Source organism: Promicromonospora sp. NPDC050880, from assembly GCF_044456525.1.
Lineage (GTDB): Bacteria > Actinomycetota > Actinomycetes > Actinomycetales > Cellulomonadaceae > Promicromonospora.
In genome coordinates this window covers 238,959-256,525 of record NZ_JBITFV010000005.1, presented here as the reverse complement: position 1 = coordinate 256,525, position 17,567 = coordinate 238,959, and the positions used below count along the sequence as shown (strand labels likewise).

Sequence of the window (17,567 nt, the reverse complement as noted above, 5' to 3'; positions counted from 1 at the left end):
CACCGAGGGAGGCTTCATGCCCGACGGCCCGCTGATCGTCCAGAGCGACAAGACCCTGCTGCTGGAGGTCGACCACCCGAGCGCCGAGCAGGCGCGGCGCTCCATCGCGCCGTTCGCCGAGCTGGAGCGCGCGCCCGAGCACGTGCACACCTACCGCCTGACGGCGCTGGGCCTGTGGAACGCGCGCGCGGCGGGGCACGACGCCGAGCAGGTGGTGAACACGCTCATCGAGTACAGCCGCTACCCGGTGCCGCACGCGCTGCTGGTCGACGTCGCCGAGACGATGGCCCGGTACGGCCGGCTGCAGCTCGTGCAGGACCCGGCGCACGGCCTGGTGCTGCGCACCACCGACCGGGCCGTGCTCGCCGAGGTGCTCAAGTCGAAGCGCACCGCGGGGCTCGTGGGCGAGCGTCTGGACGAGTCGACGGTCGTGGTGCACCCGTCCGAGCGCGGCCACCTCAAGCAGGTGCTGGTCAAGCTCGGCTGGCCCGCCGAGGACCTCGCGGGGTACGTGGACGGCGAGAAGCACGCCATCGACCTGAGCCCCGTCACCAAGCCGCGCACCCCGCACGAGCAGGCCGCCGCGTGGGAGATGCGGCCCTACCAGGCGCAGGCCGTGGACGGGTTCTGGCACGGCGGGTCCGGCGTCGTGGTGCTGCCCTGCGGCGCGGGCAAGACGATCGTGGGCGCGGGCGCCATGGCGAAGTCGGGCACGACGACGCTGATCCTGGTGACGAACACGGTGAGCGCGCGCCAGTGGCGCGACGAGCTCGTGCGGCGCACCACGCTGACCGAGGACGAGATCGGCGAGTACTCCGGCACCAAGAAGGAGATCAAGCCGGTCACCATCGCGACCTACCAGGTGCTGACCACCAAGCGGAAGGGCGTCTACACGCACCTCGAGCTGCTGGACGCCCGCGACTGGGGCCTCATCCTGTACGACGAGGTGCACCTGCTGCCCGCGCCCGTCTTCCGCATGACGGCGGACCTGCAGGCGCGCCGCCGGCTCGGCCTCACCGCCACGCTGGTGCGCGAGGACGGCCGCGAGGACGAGGTGTTCAGCCTGATCGGCCCCAAGCGGTTCGACGCGCCGTGGAAGGACATCGAGGCGCAGGGCTACATCGCGCCGGCCGACTGCGTCGAGGTGCGCCTCACGCTGCCGGAGTCCGAGCGCATGACGTACGCGACGGCCGAGATGGAGGACAAGTACCGGCTCGCGGCGTCGGCGTCGGGCAAGAAGAAGGTCGTGGAGCAGATCGTCGCGCAGCACCCGGACGACCAGGTGCTCGTCATCGGGCAGTACATCGACCAGCTCGAGGAGCTGGCCGAGCACCTCGGCGCGCCGATCATCACCGGGGCGACCACCACCAAGGAGCGGCAGCGCCTGTTCGGCGCGTTCCGCGAGGGCGAGATCTCGCGGCTCGTGGTGAGCAAGGTCGCCAACTACTCGGTGGACCTGCCGGAGGCCTCCGTGGCGATCCAGGTGTCGGGTTCGTTCGGGTCGCGGCAGGAGGAGGCGCAGCGCCTCGGACGCATCATGCGGCCCAAGGCGGACGGGCGCACCGCCCACTTCTACGCCGTCGTCGCACGCGACACGGTGGACCAGGACTTCGCCGCCCACCGGCAGCGGTTCCTGGCCGAGCAGGGCTACGCGTACCGCATCGTCGACGCCGAGGACCTGACCGCTCCGACGCCGTGAAAAACCCCTTCATCAAGTGCGTTTACCTGGGGATTCATTGCATATGCGCAACACGGCGCCCTCCGATTGCGATGTCTTGAACCCGGGGTGACGATCAGGGACGTGATCGAGTCCCCAGCAAGACACGAGCCTTCGCACGAGGCCGCTCCCCGGGTGTCCCGGGGATGGGCTCTCGTGGCGTTCGCGGGTCTGGCCGGCCTCGCGCTGACGGCCACCTCCCAGGCCGCGAGCGCGACCGTCAGGGAGCCGGCCGAGCCGCGCCCGTCCGTCTCGCCGAGCCTCACGGCGGCCATGCAGGCGGAGATGATGTCGGACGTGCTGCCGGCCTCGCCGCCGATCACCCTCACGGACCCGGTGACGGACGGTGCGGGCGCGCTGGACGACGCCGAGCGCGACGAGGTCCGGTCCGCGCTCGCCCGGCTCGCCGACGAGTCGGACCTGCGCATGTTCGTCGTCTACATCGAGAGCTTCGACGGCACGCAGCCCGAGGACTGGGCCAACGCGAGCGCGAACCAGTCCGGGTTCGGCACCGACGACCTGCTGCTGGCCGTGGCCACCGCCGACCGGCAGTTCGGGCTCTCGGCGGACAGCAACGTGGCCCTCACGGACGCGCAGCTCGGCCGCATCGAGGACGCCGCGGGTGCCGCGGTCGAGGACGAGCGCTGGTCCGCCGCCGCGACGGACGCCGCCGACGCGGTCCGGGCGACCGGCACCACGACGACCAGCCCGCTGCTGGTCGCCGGTCTCGTCGTGGCGGGCGTGCTGGTGCTCGCCGCGCTGGGGTACGTCTCCTGGCGGTTCGTCGTGCCCCGGCTCCGCCCGCGCCTGGCCGGGCTCGCCCGCCGCACCCCGCCGGCCGCCGGGCCGACGCCGGACGAGCTCGCGCACCTGTCGCTCACCGAGCTGGACGATCGCGCGGCAGCCGCCCTGGTCGGTATCGACGACGCGCTGAAGACCTGCGAGCAGGAGCTCGGCCTCGCGCGGGCGGAGCTCGGCGCGGACGCCACGCGCGACTTCGAGCTGATCCTCGCCCGCGCCACCGCCGACGTGCGGCAGGCGTTCGCGATCCGGCAGGCGCTCGACACCGCCGCCGAGAACGGCGCCGGCGAGCAGGACACCGCGGCACAGGACCCGGAGCGGCGCGCCCACCTGGTGCGCGTCCTGGGGCTGTGCGAGGGCGCGGCCGACACCCTCGACGCGCGCACCCGTGCGTTCGACGACCTGCGCCGGCTGCAGCAGCGGGCGCCCGAGCTGCTCGCCGACGTCGTCGACCGGGCGCCGGAGGTCGCCGGCCGGGTGGAGCGGGCGCGTGCCACGCTGGACGAGCTCGCGGAGACGTACCCGACCGAGGCCCTGGCCCTCGTCTCCGGCAACCCGGAGCAGGCCGAGCTGCTGCTCACCAACGCCCAGGAGGCGGTGGCGGCCGGGCGCTCGGCACTGGAGGGCGGCCAGAAGGCCGTGGCCGTCTCGCACGCCCGGGGCGCGCAGAACGCGCTCGGCCAGGCGGTCGTGCTGCTCGACGCCGTGGACGCCACCGCCACCCACCTGGAGGAGGCCGCCAGCCGCCTGGACAAGGCCGTCGCGTCCCTCACCCAGGACGTGGCCTCGGCCCGGTCGGTCGAGGGCGACTTCCGGGTCACCCTCGCGCGCACCGCGGCCCAGGCCTCGCTCAAGCACGTGGCGGTGACGCGCGCCGGCGGCGACCCGCTCGCCGGGCTGCAGCGCATCGCCGCGGCGGAGGCGTCGCTCGACGCCGCGCTGGCGCCCACCCGCGACACCACCGAGGTGAAGGCCCGGGCGTCCGCACTGCTGCGCGACACCCTCGGCCGGGTCGACGAGCAGCTGCGGCAGACGGCCGTCTTCGTGGCCACCCGGCGCGGCGCCATCGGCGCGACGGCCCGCACGCGCCTCGCGGAGGCGGTGCGCCTGGCGGACGGCGCCCGCGCGCTCCAGCCCACGGACCCCACGGCGGCCCTGGGCGAGGCCCAGCGGGCGAGCCTCCTCGTGCTGGAGGCCGCACGGCTCGCCCGCGCAGACGCCGACGCCGTCGTGGCCGCCGCGGTCGCGGCGGAGTCCGACGAGAGCGCCGACGCCAACGGACCGATCACCGGCGGCATGATGCTCGGCGGGATCCTGCTCGACCCGCACCTCGTCCGGTCCCGCCGGCGCGCCAGCACGGCGCACATCGGCGGCGGGTTCGGCGGCGGCGGGTTCGGCGGCGGGCGTCCCGTGGCCCTGCGGAAGCTCGGCACGGTGCGCGCCTGGTGGCCGGCCAACGTGAGGTAGGTCACGGCGGACATACCGGACGGCGGGGCGGCGCAGGCGTACCTTCGTGGGCGCTGATCCCTCGGACCCGAGGGACCGGATCGCCGTCCGGAAGGTAGCCCGCAGATGAAGAAGCTCGCCCTCCCTGCCGCCCTGCTCCTCGCTCCGCTGCTCGCGTCGTGCACGACGGGCGCCACCACGGACGACGCCGCGTCCACGGCGCCGCCGCCCGCGGCGGCCGGCGAGGTGCACTGGTCGTACGAGGGCGACGAGGGGCCAGACGAGTGGGGGCACCTCGCCGACGAGTTCGCCGAGTGCGAGCAGGGCGACGCGCAGTCGCCCATCGACCTGCCCGAGCACGCCGGCCAGAAGCTGGCGCAGCACCCGCGGATCGAGTCGTCGCCCACGGTGGGCGAGTCCGTCGACACCGGCCACACCGTCCAGCTCGTGCCCGACGGCGACGCGTCGCGGGTCGAGTGGAAGGACGAGACGTTCGATCTCGCCCAGGTGCACTTCCACGTGCCGTCGGAGCACACCGTCGAGGGCGAGCCGGCGGACGCCGAGTTCCACTTCGTCCACACCGCGCAGGACGGTCAGGCCCTGGTCCTGGGTGTGCTCGCCGAGGAGGGCGACGAGAACGCGGCGTGGCAGCCCTTCATCGACGGCGCGGCCGCGCCGGGTGCCACGGACCTGCCGATCGACGTCGCCGCGATGCTGCCCGAGGACCCGACCTTCGAGGAGTACGCCGGCAGCCTCACGACCCCGCCCTGCACCGAGGGGGTCGAGTGGGTGGTCTACCACACGCCGGTCGAGCTCTCCGCCGACCAGATCGAGGCGCTCGAGGCCGCCTACGCGGACAACGCGCGCCCGGTGCAGCCGCAGGGCGACCGCGTCGCGCACGAGGGCACGGTCCGGGTGGTCGAGCACTGACGGCCGGCCCGGCCGGCGCGGGCCGGCCGGGCCACCCGCCGGCGCGGGTCCCGCTACAGGTAGCGCAGCGGGTCGAACTCCTCGATCGGGATGATGCGAACGCGGGGCAGCATCGTCGTGAAGGCGTCGGCGTCACCCTCCAGGTCGTACATGACCAGGCCGCGCTGCTCCAGCTCCGTGAACCGTGCGTTCACGAACTCCCGGAACCCGAGCAGACCCACGCGCCGGCCGTCGTCGGCCAGCAGCGCCTCGATCTGCGGCAGGAAGTCGCCGTCGTGGCTCGCGAGCAGCACGTCACCCGGTCGGTCCAGGAGCGCGTCGAGCGTCCGCTGGATACCGACGTCGACCACCTTCTCCGAACCCTGGGCGGCCAGCGGGATGGGCTTGTAGCCCATGGCGAGCAGCGCCTGTACGAACGGCATGGGCATCTGGCCCGACGTGGCGTTGAGGAAGAACAGCGGCACGACGTCCTGCGACCACACCTTCGCCGCGAACCCGGAGATCCGGTCCCAGCGAGGCCTCTCCTCGGGCGCCGGGCGGCGGTTCAGCACGTTCATGCCGAGCGTGGCGTCGATGTTCTCGCCGTCGACGATGAGGTATGTGCGTCGGGGCGCGGGCCCCGGGTCCTGCGAGAACGGTGCTGACATGCGACACAGCGTAGCCCCGCACCAGGTCGCGGGCCGGACGGACCACCCCACGGCACCCCGGGCGATTTCCCGGGCGAAACTCAGGCATCGTCCAGGAACCGGTCGCACACTGGAGACATGGCTACTCCAGAGGCGCGTCTCGTCGTCGTGGATGACGAACCGAACATTCGTGAGCTCCTGTCCACCTCCCTGCGGTTCGCGGGTTTCGAGGTGCATGCGGCCGCGGACGGCAACGGCGCACTCCAGCTCGTCCGCGACGTCGAGCCGGACCTCGTGGTGCTCGACGTCATGCTCCCGGACATGGACGGCTTCACGGTCACCCGGCGCATGCGCGCCACCGGGCGGCACACCCCCGTCGTCTTCCTCACCGCCAAGGACGACACCCAGGACAAGGTGCAGGGCCTGACCGTCGGCGGCGACGACTACGTGACCAAGCCGTTCAGCCTCGAGGAGGTCGTGGCCCGGATCCGCGCGGTGCTGCGCCGCACCGGCGTGCCCACGCCCGAGGAGGAGGCGGTGCTGCACGTCGGCGACCTGGAGATGGACGAGGACTCGCACGAGGTGCGGCGTGCCGGCGTCGAGGTGGACCTCTCGCCCACCGAGTTCAAGCTGCTGCGGTACCTCATGCTCAACTCCGGCCGCGTGCTGTCCAAGGCGCAGATCCTGGACCACGTCTGGCAGTACGACTGGGGCGGCGACGCCAACATCGTCGAGTCCTACATCTCCTACCTGCGGCGCAAGATCGACACCCTCGAGGTCGACGGCGAGACCCTGCCGCCCCTGATCCACACCAAGCGCGGCGTGGGGTACCTGCTCCGCGCCCCGCAACCCGCCCGTGCTTAGGGACCGTCTCGCCGGAATACCCCTGCGCGCCCGGCTGGTGGCGATCATCTCGCTGCTGCTGGCGGCGGGGCTGGGCATCGCGGGGATCGCGACGACCACCGTGGTGTCGAACTTCCTCGTCGGCCAGGTGGACGACGAGCTGGAGGTCGCCGCCGACAACCTGCCCTCGACCCTCGACTCGCTCCAGCCGGGCTCCCAGCAGAGCCTGCCGAGCGACTACTACGTCCGGATCGTCGGCGAGCAGAGCGAGCCCAAGGCCCTCGGCTACTCGGCCATGGTCCGGTTCGGCACGCCCGAGCTGCCGGAGGTGACGTACGAGGAGGCCGTCGCGAGCAAGGGCAAGCCGTTCACCACCTCCGGCGCGAGCAACGGGGCCGGCACCGAGAGCTGGCGGGTGGTCACGGTGGCCGCGCAGTACCAGACCGGCGAACGCCTGGTGGTCTACGTGGCCCTGCCCCTGGTCGGCATGGACAGCACGGTCTCGATCCTGACCCGCACCCTGATCATGTCCGGCCTGGGCATCGTGCTGCTCGGCGGGCTGACGGCCTGGATGCTCGTCGAGCGCACCCTGCGGTCGCTGCGGTCCGTGGAGCACACGGCCGCGCAGATCGCGGCGGGCGACCTCACGCTGCGCGTCCCCGAGGCGCCCCCGGGGACCGAGATGGGCTCGCTGGCGGCGTCGCTCAACGCGATGCTGACGCAGATCGAGCGCGCCTTCGCCGCGCAGGAGGCCTCCGAGGTACGGATGCGGCAGTTCGTCTCGGACGCCTCCCACGAGCTGCGCACGCCGGTCGCGACGATCCGCGGGTACGGGGAGCTGTACCGCATGGGCGCCCTGGACAGCACCGACAAGGTGGACGACACCATGTCGCGCATCGAGGACGCCGCCCGCCGCATGGGCGCGCTCGTCAACGACCTGCTGGTGCTCGCGCGACTCGACGAGGGCCGTCCCGTCGCGCGGGAGGACGTCGACCTGGTCGCCCTCGCCCGCGACTCCGCGCAGGACCTGCACGCCCTGGACCCGACGCGCGAGGTGACGGTGGTCCCGCTCGACCCTGCGGGGGAGGTCCCGGAGAAGCTCGTCGTGGAGGGCGACCCCGACCGGCTGCGGCAGGTGGTCACCAACCTGATCGGCAACGTCTCGCGGCACACGCCCGCCGGCACGCCCGCCGAGATCGCGCTCGGCACGTCGGCGGACGACGGCGTGGCCGTGCTGGAGGTGCGCGACCACGGCCCCGGCCTCACCGAGGAGCAGGGCCGGAGGATCTTCGAGCGGTTCTACCGCGCGGACTCCTCGCGCACGCGGGAGTCCGGCGGGTCGGGTCTCGGCATGGCGATCGTCGCGGCGATCGTGGGCACGCACGACGGTCACGTCGAGGTGTCCGACACCGCGGGCGGCGGTCTGACGGTCCGTGTCACGCTCCCCCGCTGACCACCATCCAAGACGGTGGTAGCCGCGCCTGACCGGAGGGGTAATAGGCTGGTACAGGAGTGACCGACCTCAACCGTTAGGCAGAATTCACATGGGCGTGCTGACGTCTGACGCGCCGCAGTGGTTCCTCAGGTCTTTCGTCCGCAGTGCGGCGGGCGCGGGAGCCACGGCGGGCACCGAGTCGATCGAGGAGGTCGGCCAGGCACTTCTCGACAGGTGGTCCGACGAGCACCGGCACTTCCACAACCTGCGGCACCTGGCCGCGGTGCTGCACCGGGTGGACGAGCTGGCCGAGGAGACCCACGAGCCCGACCTGGTGCGGCTCGCCGCCTGGTACCACGGGGCGGTGTTCAGCGCCGACCGCAAGTTCGCCGACGTCTCGCAGGGGGGTGAGCAGTCCACGGCCTCCGCGGTGCTGGCCCACGACGAGCTGACCGCCCTGGGCGTGCCGGACCGCGCGGCCGACCGGGTCGCCGAGCTCGTCAACGCCATCGTGCGGCACGCACCGGACCCGTCGGACTTCGACGCCGCCGTGCTGAACGACGCCGACCTGGCGATGCTGGCCGCCGAGCCCCAGCGCTACAAGGAGTACAAGTCCGCGGTGCGGGCCGAGTACGCGCACATCCCGCCCGAGGACTACCTCCGGGCCCGGATCCGGGTGATCGAGCGGCTGCTCGCCCGCAAGTCCTTGTTCCTGAGCCCGATGGGCACCGCGTGGGAGGAGCCCGCGCGGCAGAACCTCGACATGGAGCTGCACCGGCTGCGCAAGGAGCAGGCCAAGCTCGAATCGGCCTGAGCGGAGCGGGTCCGGCCCGTCAGGACGGCACCCGCACGGTCCGAGCACGACCACAGCGGCGGCTTTCCCCAACCTGTGCACAGGCCCCGCCCGCGGACGCCCCGCCGCCGTCTGCCCGCGCCTACGGTCGGGTGGACGACGCCGGAGGGGCCGGCGCGCGGGAGGTGGGGACATGCGGTTCGAGGTCGACAGCGACCAGGTGGAGCAGGCGAGCGCCGCGGTGGCGGGCTCGGTGGCGGCGGTACGCACGGAGGTGGGTGCGCTCGTGCGCAACCTCGACGCCCTGCAGGCGACGTGGCAGGGTCCGGCCGCTGCGGCGTTCGGGGGCACCGTCACGCAGTGGCGCGGTGCGCAGGCGCAGGTGGAAGGGGCTCTGGACGCGATCCAGACCGCGCTCGCCGCAGCGGCCCGCACCTACGCGGAGGCGGAGGCCGCGGCGACACGCATGTTCTCCTGACGCGGCCGGGGCCCGACCGGTCGGGCCCAGCAAGGAGCCCCGCCGGCCGAGCTGGCCGACGGGGCTCCTCACGCGTGCTCCTGACGGATCAGAAGTCCATGCCGCCCATGCCACCGGTCGGGTCGCCGGCCGGGGCCGCGGCGGGCTCCGGCTTGTCGGCGACGACAGCCTCGGTGGTGAGGAACAGCGCGGCGATCGACGCGGCGTTCTGCAGCGCCGAGCGGGTCACCTTGACCGGGTCGTTGACGCCCGCGGCGAGCAGGTCCTCGTACACGCCGGTCGCGGCGTTCAGGCCCTGGCCCGAGGGAAGGTTGCGCACCTTCTCCGCCACGACGCCGCCCTCGAGGCCGGCGTTGATGGCGATCTGCTTGAGCGGGGCGTCGATCGCGGCACGCACGATCGAGGCACCGATCGCCTCGTCACCCTCGAGCTCCAGCTTCGGGAACGCGACGGCACCGGCCTGGATGAGGGCCACGCCACCACCGGCGACGATGCCCTCCTCGACGGCAGCCTTCGCGTTGCGCACGGCGTCCTCGATGCGGTGCTTGCGCTCCTTGAGCTCCACCTCGGTGGCCGCACCGGCCTTGATGACGGCCACGCCGCCGGCCAGCTTGGCGAGGCGCTCCTGCAGCTTCTCGCGGTCGTAGTCCGAGTCGGACTTGTCGATCTCGCTGCGGATCTGGTTCACGCGACCGGCGATGAGGTCGGCGTCGCCGGCACCCTCGACGATCGTGGTCTCGTCCTTGGTGACGACGACCTTGCGCGCCTGGCCGAGCTCCTCGAGCGTCGCGTTCTCCAGCTTGAGGCCCACCGTCTCGGTGATGACCTGGCCGCCGGTGAGGATCGCGATGTCCTGCAGCATGGCCTTGCGGCGGTCGCCGAAGCCCGGGGCCTTGACGGCGACGGACTTGAAGGTGCCGCGGATCTTGTTCAGCACCAGGGTCGCCAGGGCCTCGCCCTCGACGTCCTCGGCGATGATGAGGAGCGACTTGCCCGACTTCATGACCTGGTCGAGCAGCGGCAGCATGTCCTTGACGTTCGAGATCTTCGACTCGACGATCAGGACGTACGGGTCCTCGAGCACGGCCTCCTGGCGCTCGGGGTCCGTCTCGAAGTAACGGGCGAGGAAGCCCTTGTCGAAGCGCATGCCCTCGGTGAGCTCGAGCTCGAGGCCGAAGGTGTTCGACTCCTCGACGGTGATGACGCCTTCCTTGCCGACCTTGTCGAGGGCCTCGGCGATGAGTTCGCCGATCGCCGGGTCGCCGGCCGAGATGGCGGCCGTGGCAGCGATCTCTTCCTTGGTCTCGATCTCCTTGGCGGCGTTCAGCAGCTGCTCGGTGACCGACTCGACGGCCTTCTCGATGCCGCGCTTGACGGCGATCGGGTTGGCACCGGCGGCAACGACGCGCAGGCCCTCCTTCACGAGCGCCTGGGCGAGCACGGTGGCGGTGGTGGTGCCGTCACCCGCGACGTCGTCCGTCTTCTTGGCGACCTCCTTGACGAGCTCCGCACCGATCTTCTCGTACGGGTCGTCGAGCTCGATCTCCTTGGCGATGGAGACACCGTCGTTGGTGATCGTGGGGGCGCCCCACTTCTTGTCCAGAACGACGTTGCGGCCCTTGGGGCCGAGCGTGACCTTCACGGTGTCGGCGAGCTGGTTGAGCCCGCGCTCCATGCTCCGACGAGCTTCCTCGTCGAAAGCGATGATCTTGGCCATGGGGATGAATCCTCCGCTGGTGGCTTGTCCAGGCCGGCCGGTGCCCGCGACGGACGGCAACCCACCCCGGCGATCACGTCTCGCCACGGCAGGAGGCCTCACCATTCGACCCGCTGGTCGTGCTTGTCACTCTCCAACGGAGAGTGCTAAGACATTATTGGCACTCGGACCAGGAGAGTGCAAGGCGCGGTCCGGCCGTTCGCTCACGGCCACAACGACGGCTCGGAGCGCACGTCGAACTCGCGGCGCAGTGCGCGGCGGGCCGCATGCCACCCGCCCATGCCGTGCACGCCCGGGCCGGGCGGGGTCGACGCCGAGCACAGGTACACCCCTTCGGCCAGCAGGTACGGGTCGGGCGCGGCGGTGGGTCGCGCGACCATCTGCCACATGGTGGCCGCCCCCGCCGAGATGTCCCCGCCGGGGTAGTTCTGGTTGTGCTGCTCCATCTCGGCCGCGGGCACGCACCGCGAGGCGACGACGACGTCGCGGAACCCCGGCGCGAACCGTTCGATCTGCCGGGTGACCTCCTCGGTGACGTCCTGCGGCGAACCCGCCGGGACGTGCGCGTAGGTCCACAGCGGGCGCAGGCCGCCGCGCAGCCGGCCCGGGTCGGCCACGCTCGGGTCGCTGACCAGGAGGACCGGCTGATCGGCGTGCAGCCCGTGCGCCACGGTGTCCTCGGCGATCACCATCTCGGCCCGGGTACCGCCCACGTGCACGGTCGACGCGCGGCCGACGTCGGGCACCCGCCACGGCACCGGCCCCGAGAGCGCGAAGTCGACCTTGGCCGCCGCGTTCCCGTACCGGAAGCGCCGCAGGGCCGCGCGACGTGCCGGCCCGATCCGGTCCCCCGCGACGGCGAGCGCCGTCGCGGGCGTCGTGTCGAACAGCACGGCGCGGGCCGGCGGAAGGTCCGACCACGCCTCGACCCTGCGGCCGGTCTCGACGGACCCGCCGTGCGCCTCCAGGTCGTGCACCAGGGCATCCGTGATGGCCTGTGAGCCACCCACGGGGATCGCCCACCCGCCGTCGGCGTGCGCGAGGGCAGCGAGCAGCAGCGCTGTGCCGGCGCCCGCGAGCGACGGGAGCGGCGTGATGTTGTGCGCGGCAACCCCGGTGAGCAGGGCTTTCGCCTCGTCGGTGAGGAACCGCCGGTCCCAGCGCGGGCCACCCTGCTCCAGGAGGGCGGTACCGAAGCGCAGGCCGGGCCGGAGCATCGTGGCGAGCGCCGCCCGTCCGGGCACCCCCTCCAGCATGCCGCGCGGGGTCCGCTTGTCTCCCAGGGCGAGGGCCGTGACCTGCCGCCAGCTCGCGGCGAGCGGTCCCAGGAGGCCGCGCCACGCGTCGCCGTCGGGCCCGAGGCGCTCGGCCGTCCGGTCCAGGTCCCGGTAGGCCAGGCCGGCGCGATCGCCGTCGAGGGGCTGGGCGTAGGCGATGTCGGGGGCAACGAGGTCGACGCCGCGCGCCGGGAGGTCGAAGGCCCGCAGGAACGGGGATGCCCAGGCCATGGGGTGCACGGCGGAGCAGAGGTCGAAGACCAGGTCGTCGTCGAGCCCGGCGACGGGGAGGGTGCGCGCACCGCCGCCGACGGTCGGTTGCGCCTCGAGGACCCGCACACCAAGTCCCGCGCGGGCGAGCGTCACCGCGGCCGCCAGGCCGTTCGGCCCGGAGCCCACCACGACGGCGTCGAGCAAGGTCACCGCTCCATCGAACCACGAGCGACGGGGGTCGTGGGCGTGGGAACGTCGGCCACCGGCACGTGGCGCGAGCGGGACGGAACGAGCAGCCGCGGTACGGGGCGGCTGCTCGTGGCGCCAGGCATCGTCGTCCGGCGAGGTGCGAGGGCGGTCGTCGTCGACCGCTGGGGGGGTTCGGACGCCGGGGTCTGGGTCCCGGAGTCCTTGGGGGGCGGCGGGCGACGGGCGGGCCCTTCCCGCCCGTCGTCCCATCGATATCAGAGTGGACGGACCTGCTCTGCCTGCGGACCCTTCTGCCCCTGCCCCACCTCGTACTCGACGTTCTGACCCTCATCGAGGGACCGGTAACCGTCGGTCTGGATCGCGCTGTAGTGAACAAAAAGGTCCTGGCCGCCGGCGTCCGGGGTGATGAACCCGTACCCCTTCTCGGCGTTGAACCACTTGACGGTGCCCTGGGCCATGCGTAGTTCTCCTTGTACCTCTGCACGGGACACTCGGTCGACCCGTGGTGGTTCGAGCCTAGTGGTCCGGCTCACACCAGGGAACCCTCTATGTCCGGTATGACGCATTAAGCGGTTGGCGAACGCGCAGGTCAGGGGGCCGAGTGACGACTCCTGTCAGCGAATATCAAGATGGTGGTACAGGTTGGCGAGATCAACCACCCTGCGTCGGCGCTTGTCGTGGCGTTGCCTCGGGATGACGACGAGCGAACCGTCACCCCGCCGGCGGGGCGACGAGGACGACCCAGATGCCCTCGGTCGGGTGGGCCGCGACATCGTCGGACGGCTTCACGTTGGCGGCCTCGATGCCGAGAGCCTGCGCCACCGCCGTAGCCGTGTCGGCCCGGTCACCGCCGTAGAACACGGTGTTGGCCGTGACCGCACCCGGCTGAGGACCAGCGGGGTCGTCACCGGCCGTGACGGGGTGGATCTCTCCCTCGAAGCCCGCCGCCTGGAGATTGGTCTGCGCGACCGCGGCCATGCCGTCGCCAGCGCCGTCGTTGTAGACACCGATGATGGTCTCGGCGGACTTGTTCGCGTTGGCCGGGTTACCCGGGTACTGCGCGGCCGGGGCCGACGGCGAGGCAGAGGGTGAAGCGCTCGGGGAGGCACTCGGCGACGCCGCCGGGGCCGACGCCGAGGACGACGGGTCACCCGACGCCTCTGCCGGGTCGTCACCCCCCGACAGCAGCGTGATGCCGCCCCACGCCACGGCGGCGCACACGACGGCGACCAGCAGGAACGGCCAGGCCGAGCTCCATCCGCTGCGCGGCGCACGGTGCACACCCACTGGTGCGCCCCCGGGGACAGCGACGTCGAACTCGTCGGGCGGGTAGGGGTAGCCACTCTTCGTCACGGCAGAGAGAGTAGCGGGTCGTTGTGACGGATCGGTGCCCGCTCAGTGGTTCTCGTCGGCCAAACGACGCCCGGAACGTCCCCGCTGCCGGGTGGCCCGGAGTCTGCGCAGGCGTGTGACCAGCATCGGGTCGTGCTCGAGGGCCGCCGGCGAGTCGATCAACGCGTTCAACACCTGGTAATACCGGGTGGCCGTCATGTCGAACAGCTCACGGGCCGCCTCCTCCTTGGCGCCCGCGTACTTCCACCACCGGCGCTCGAACGCCAGGATCTCGCGGTCCCGGTCGGAGAGCTCGGTGCGAGGCGCCTCGACGGACCCGGTCGGCGCCTGCTCGGCGACCGGCACGTCGGCGACGTGCAGCACGGCTTTCTTCACGGGAGCCGCCAGTCGATCGGCTGCGCACCCTGCTGCTCGAGCAGCGCGTTGACCCGGGAGAAGGGACGCGATCCGAAGAAGCCGCTGCGCGCGGACAGCGGGGACGGGTGCGCGCTCTCGACCACCGGCACGTCGCCGAGCCAGGGCTTCAGGTTGCGTGCCTTGGCGCCCCACAGGACGGCCACGAGCGGCCCACCGCGCGCCACCAGGGCCCGGATCGCCGCCTCCGTGACCGCCTCCCACCCCTTGCCCGCGTGGGAGTCGGACGAGCCGGGCCGGCAGGTGAGCGTCCTGTTCAGCAGCATGACGCCCTGGTCCGCCCAGGGGCGCAGGTCGCCGTTCGACGGCAGCGGCAGGCCCAGGTCGTCCTGGAGCTCCTTGTAGATGTTGCCCAGCGAGCGCGGCACCGGCCGCACGTCCGGCTGGACCGAGAAGGACAGCCCCATGGCGTGGCCCGGCGTCGGGTACGGGTCCTGCCCCACGATGAGCACCCGCACGTCCGCGAGCGGTCGCTTGAACGCGGCCAGCACGTTCTCCCCCGCCGGGACGTACGTGCGCCCGGCCGCGACCTCGGCGCGCAGGAAGTCGCCCATCGCATGGATGCGGGGCTCGACATCGGCGAGCGCCTCTGCCCAGTCCGGCGCGATGACCTGCGACAACGGCGGTGGGCCGGGCACGGCGGCGGCGTCGGCAGGGGGTGTCGGGTTCACGGTGGTCTCCACGCGCAGGAGGTTACCGGGAGCCACCGACACGGACAGCCTGTGCCGCCCGTCACACTCTTCGTCCGGCGGGTATCAGGTACCTGGCGGGACAATGAACGCCGTGAGTGCCACGACGACTCCGGACCCGGAGGGCCCGGCCACCGATCTCCCCGCCACCGATCCCGTCCGCTGGGCGCGGTACGTCGCCATGGGCGACTCCTTCACGGAGGGCCTGTGGGACCCGTACCCCGATGCGCCCGACGTCCAGCGCGGCTGGGCCGACAACCTTGCCGCGTCGTTGTCCGCGCGCCGCATCGCCGCCGGTGACGCACCGCTGGAGTACGCGAACCTCGCCATCCGCGGGCGCAAGCTGCGCCCGATCGTCGCCGAGCAGCTCGACGTCGCCGTGAGCGCCCGGCCCGACCTCGTCTCGCTGGTCGCAGGCGGCAACGACATCCTGCGCCCCTCGGCCGACGTCGACGCCATCTCGGCAGCCCTGGAGGACGCCGTCGTCGCGCTCCGGGCGACCGGCGCCGACGTGCTGCTGGGCACCGGTTTCAAGGCGGGCGGCACGCTGAGCTGGACCAACGGCCGCGTGGGCGTCTTCAACGCGAACATCTGGACCATCGCCCGGCGGCACGGCGCCCGGGTCCTGGACCTGTGGGGCATGCGGTCGCTCGCCGACCTGCGCCTCTGGTCGAGCGACCGCATCCATCTCACCCCCGAGGGCCACCAGCGGGTCGCGAACGCCGCGCTCGCCGCGCTCGGCCTGGAGCCGGACGACGACGCCTACGACACACCGCTCGACGCCGCCCCGCCGGCTGCGTTCCGCGAGACCGCACGCGCCAACGCCGCCTGGATGCGGCAGCACGTCGGCCCCTGGGTGAAGCGCCGTCTGACGGGCACCTCCAGCGGTGACGGCCGCTCCGCGAAATGGCCCACGCCGCAGGCGTGGCCGCGCGCATGACGTCCCACGTCAACGTAGACTTTCGCGGGTGAATCTCGGAGGCTTCCCGGTGCGCCGGGGAGCCTCCGTCGTCGTACGGGCGGGCGGCCGTGCCGCGCCCGGGATCCCTGGATGGTAGAGACGATCATGACCACGAGCACCCCGCTCGCCGAGAAGACGCCAGGCCTCGGCCTCGGACGCCGCTGGACGCTCCTGGTGACCGTGGGCACCGGCCTGCTGCTGATCACCCTGGACAACTCGATCCTCTACACGGCGCTGCCCACGCTGACCCGGGAGCTCGACGCGAGCTGGTCCGAGAGCCTGTGGATCATCAACGCCTATCCCCTGGTCATGACGGGCCTGCTGCTCGGGGCGGGCACGCTCGGCGACCGGCTGGGCCACCGGCGCATGTTCCTGGCGGGGCTCATCGTCTTCGGGCTGGCCTCGTTCATGGCGGCCACCGCGCCCACGCCCGAGGTACTGATCGCGGCGCGCGGCCTGCTGGCCGTGGGGGCGGCGGCGATGATGCCGGCCACCCTGGCGCTGATCCGTGTGTCGTTCACCGACGAGCGCGAGCGCAACATCGCCATCAGCGTGTGGGGCAGCCTGTCCGTGGTGGGCGGTGCGCTCGGCCCGATCGTGGGCGGTGCGCTGCTGGAGCACTTCGCCTGGGGCTCGATCTTCCTGATCAACGTGCCCGTGGTGGTCGTGGCCGCCGTGGTCGGCCTGGCGGTCGCACCGCAGGACGACCCGCACCCCGACGTCCGGTGGGACTTCGTCTCCTCCGTCCAGGCCCTGGTCACCCTGGTGGGGCTGGTCGTGCTGATCAAGGAGGTCGCGAAGGTGGAGCGCGACGGGACACTGCTCCTGGGCGCCGCGCTGACCACGGTGGTCGCGTGGTGGGTGTTCGTGCGGCGTCAGCGGCGTCTGCCGTTCCCCCTGCTGGACCTGTCGATCTTCCGCAACGCCGCGTTCGCGTCCGGCGTGCTGGCGGCGGCCGTCGCCATGTTCGCCATGGGCGGCCTGCAGCTCGCCACCACGCAGCGGTTCCAGCTCGTGACCGGCTTCTCGCCCCTGGAGTCGGGGCTGCTGGTGGCCGCGATCGCCGCCGGGTCGCTGCCCTCGTCGCTCCTGGGCGGGATGTTCCTGCACGTCGTGGGCCTGCGGTTCCTGATCGGCGGCGGGCTGGGCCTCGGCGCCGTCGGCGTCGCCTGGACGCTGGTGAGCGTCGACCACGGGCTGGGCTGGCTGCTCGGCGGGCTGCTGATCACCGGTCTGGGGCTCGGCGCGGCCATGTCGGTGGCCTCGACGGCGATCATCGGCAACGCCCCCGCACGGCGGGCAGGCATGGCGTCCTCCGTGGAGGAGGTCTCCTACGAGTTCGGCAGCCTCGCAGCCGTGGCGCTGCTCGGCTCGCTGCTGACCACGGTCTACACGATGACGGTCCGCCTGCCCGAGGACGCGCCGGTGGACGCCGCCCGGTCGCTGACCGACGCCCTGACCGCGGAGGGCACCGGCCCGGAGGTCCTCGCGGCGGCGTTCGAGGCGTTCGGCCACAGCTACGACGTCGTGATGATGGTGTGCGCCGGGGTACTGGCCGTGGGCGCCCTGGTCACCACGGTGCTGCTGCGGCGCTACGGCCCAGGTTCGGCGTCGTCGGCATACGGCTCGGGCCACTGACGCGCTTCAAGGTGCGGTAGCCCGAG

16 protein-coding genes are annotated in these 17,567 nt (G+C 72.6%); 9 read left to right on the top strand and 7 right to left on the bottom strand.

Going from position 1 to position 17,567, the window contains the following annotated elements; genetic code table 11:
- The first annotated feature begins 16 nt into the window (after nucleotides 1-16).
- From ACIBBF_RS11880 to ACIBBF_RS11870, 3 genes are all read left to right on the top strand, one after another.
- Nucleotides 17-1,699 (top strand): DNA repair helicase XPB, encoded by a 1,683-nt coding sequence (locus ACIBBF_RS11880; RefSeq protein WP_397413386.1) that lies wholly within the window; start codon nucleotides 17-19, stop codon nucleotides 1,697-1,699.
- Nucleotides 1,700-1,873: 174 nt separating this feature from the next.
- Nucleotides 1,874-3,985 carry a TPM domain-containing protein gene (locus ACIBBF_RS11875; RefSeq protein WP_397413385.1) on the top strand — a complete coding sequence of 704 codons (2,112 nt, stop codon included), beginning with the start codon at nucleotides 1,874-1,876 and terminating at the stop codon, nucleotides 3,983-3,985.
- Nucleotides 3,986-4,090: 105 nt separating this feature from the next.
- Nucleotides 4,091-4,894: a carbonic anhydrase gene (locus ACIBBF_RS11870; RefSeq protein ID WP_397413383.1), complete on the top strand. Its 804-nt coding sequence runs from the start codon at nucleotides 4,091-4,093 to the stop codon at nucleotides 4,892-4,894.
- Between the two features lie 53 nt (nucleotides 4,895-4,947).
- Here ACIBBF_RS11870 and ACIBBF_RS11865 read toward each other — a convergent pair whose 3' ends face one another.
- Complete coding sequence (locus ACIBBF_RS11865) at nucleotides 4,948-5,541, bottom strand: NYN domain-containing protein (protein ID WP_397413381.1); 594 nt, start codon at nucleotides 5,539-5,541, stop codon at nucleotides 4,948-4,950.
- Between the two features lie 117 nt (nucleotides 5,542-5,658).
- Between ACIBBF_RS11865 and ACIBBF_RS11860 the strand changes: the two genes are divergently transcribed.
- The 4 genes from ACIBBF_RS11860 (at nucleotide 5,659) to ACIBBF_RS11845 (ending at nucleotide 9,069) form a co-directional block, all read left to right on the top strand.
- Complete coding sequence (locus tag ACIBBF_RS11860; protein WP_119141913.1) at nucleotides 5,659-6,384, top strand: response regulator transcription factor; 726 nt, start codon at nucleotides 5,659-5,661, stop codon at nucleotides 6,382-6,384.
- Nucleotides 6,377-7,816, top strand: a complete 1,440-nt coding sequence (locus tag ACIBBF_RS11855) for a sensor histidine kinase (RefSeq protein WP_397413380.1) — start codon at nucleotides 6,377-6,379, stop codon at nucleotides 7,814-7,816. Before ACIBBF_RS11860 ends, ACIBBF_RS11855 begins: the two co-directional genes overlap by 8 nt.
- Nucleotides 7,817-7,907: 91 nt before the next feature.
- Nucleotides 7,908-8,612 carry a hypothetical protein gene (locus ACIBBF_RS11850; protein ID WP_397413378.1) on the top strand — a complete coding sequence of 235 codons (705 nt, stop codon included), beginning with the start codon at nucleotides 7,908-7,910 and terminating at the stop codon, nucleotides 8,610-8,612.
- A gap of 172 nt (nucleotides 8,613-8,784) precedes the next feature.
- Complete coding sequence (locus ACIBBF_RS11845; RefSeq protein ID WP_397413377.1) at nucleotides 8,785-9,069, top strand: WXG100 family type VII secretion target; 285 nt, start codon at nucleotides 8,785-8,787, stop codon at nucleotides 9,067-9,069.
- Nucleotides 9,070-9,157: 88 nt separating this feature from the next.
- Here the strand turns inward: ACIBBF_RS11845 and groL are convergent, their stop codons facing one another.
- The 6 genes from groL to ACIBBF_RS11815 all read right to left on the bottom strand — a co-directional run bounded on the left by groL (nucleotide 9,158) and on the right by ACIBBF_RS11815 (nucleotide 14,891).
- Nucleotides 9,158-10,786 carry a chaperonin GroEL gene (gene groL, locus ACIBBF_RS11840; RefSeq protein ID WP_397413376.1) on the bottom strand — a complete coding sequence of 543 codons (1,629 nt, stop codon included), beginning with the start codon at nucleotides 10,784-10,786 and terminating at the stop codon, nucleotides 9,158-9,160.
- 203 nt (nucleotides 10,787-10,989) lie between these two features.
- Nucleotides 10,990-12,486 (bottom strand): phytoene desaturase family protein, encoded by a 1,497-nt coding sequence (locus ACIBBF_RS11835; protein ID WP_397413375.1) that lies wholly within the window; start codon nucleotides 12,484-12,486, stop codon nucleotides 10,990-10,992.
- Nucleotides 12,487-12,740: 254 nt separating this feature from the next.
- Nucleotides 12,741-12,944: a cold-shock protein gene (locus tag ACIBBF_RS11830; protein WP_119141903.1), complete on the bottom strand. Its 204-nt coding sequence runs from the start codon at nucleotides 12,942-12,944 to the stop codon at nucleotides 12,741-12,743.
- Nucleotides 12,945-13,197: 253 nt separating this feature from the next.
- Nucleotides 13,198-13,839, bottom strand: coding sequence for a LytR C-terminal domain-containing protein (locus tag ACIBBF_RS11825; protein WP_397413374.1), 642 nt, complete (start codon nucleotides 13,837-13,839; stop codon nucleotides 13,198-13,200).
- Nucleotides 13,840-13,881: 42 nt separating this feature from the next.
- Nucleotides 13,882-14,184, bottom strand: a complete 303-nt coding sequence (locus tag ACIBBF_RS11820) for a DUF3263 domain-containing protein (RefSeq protein WP_397413490.1) — start codon at nucleotides 14,182-14,184, stop codon at nucleotides 13,882-13,884.
- A 26-nt stretch (nucleotides 14,185-14,210) separates the two neighbouring features.
- The gene (locus ACIBBF_RS11815) at nucleotides 14,211-14,891 is read right to left on the bottom strand and encodes a uracil-DNA glycosylase (RefSeq protein ID WP_397413488.1); all 681 of its coding nucleotides are present in this window, start codon (nucleotides 14,889-14,891) and stop codon (nucleotides 14,211-14,213) included.
- Between the two features lie 232 nt (nucleotides 14,892-15,123).
- Between ACIBBF_RS11815 and ACIBBF_RS11810 the strand changes: the two genes are divergently transcribed.
- A complete protein-coding gene (locus tag ACIBBF_RS11810) occupies nucleotides 15,124-15,882 on the top strand; it encodes an SGNH/GDSL hydrolase family protein (protein ID WP_397413487.1) in 759 nt (252 codons plus the stop codon).
- 126 nt (nucleotides 15,883-16,008) lie between these two features.
- Complete coding sequence (locus ACIBBF_RS11805; protein ID WP_397413486.1) at nucleotides 16,009-17,541, top strand: MFS transporter; 1,533 nt, start codon at nucleotides 16,009-16,011, stop codon at nucleotides 17,539-17,541.
- Nucleotides 17,542-17,567 lie beyond the last annotated feature (26 nt).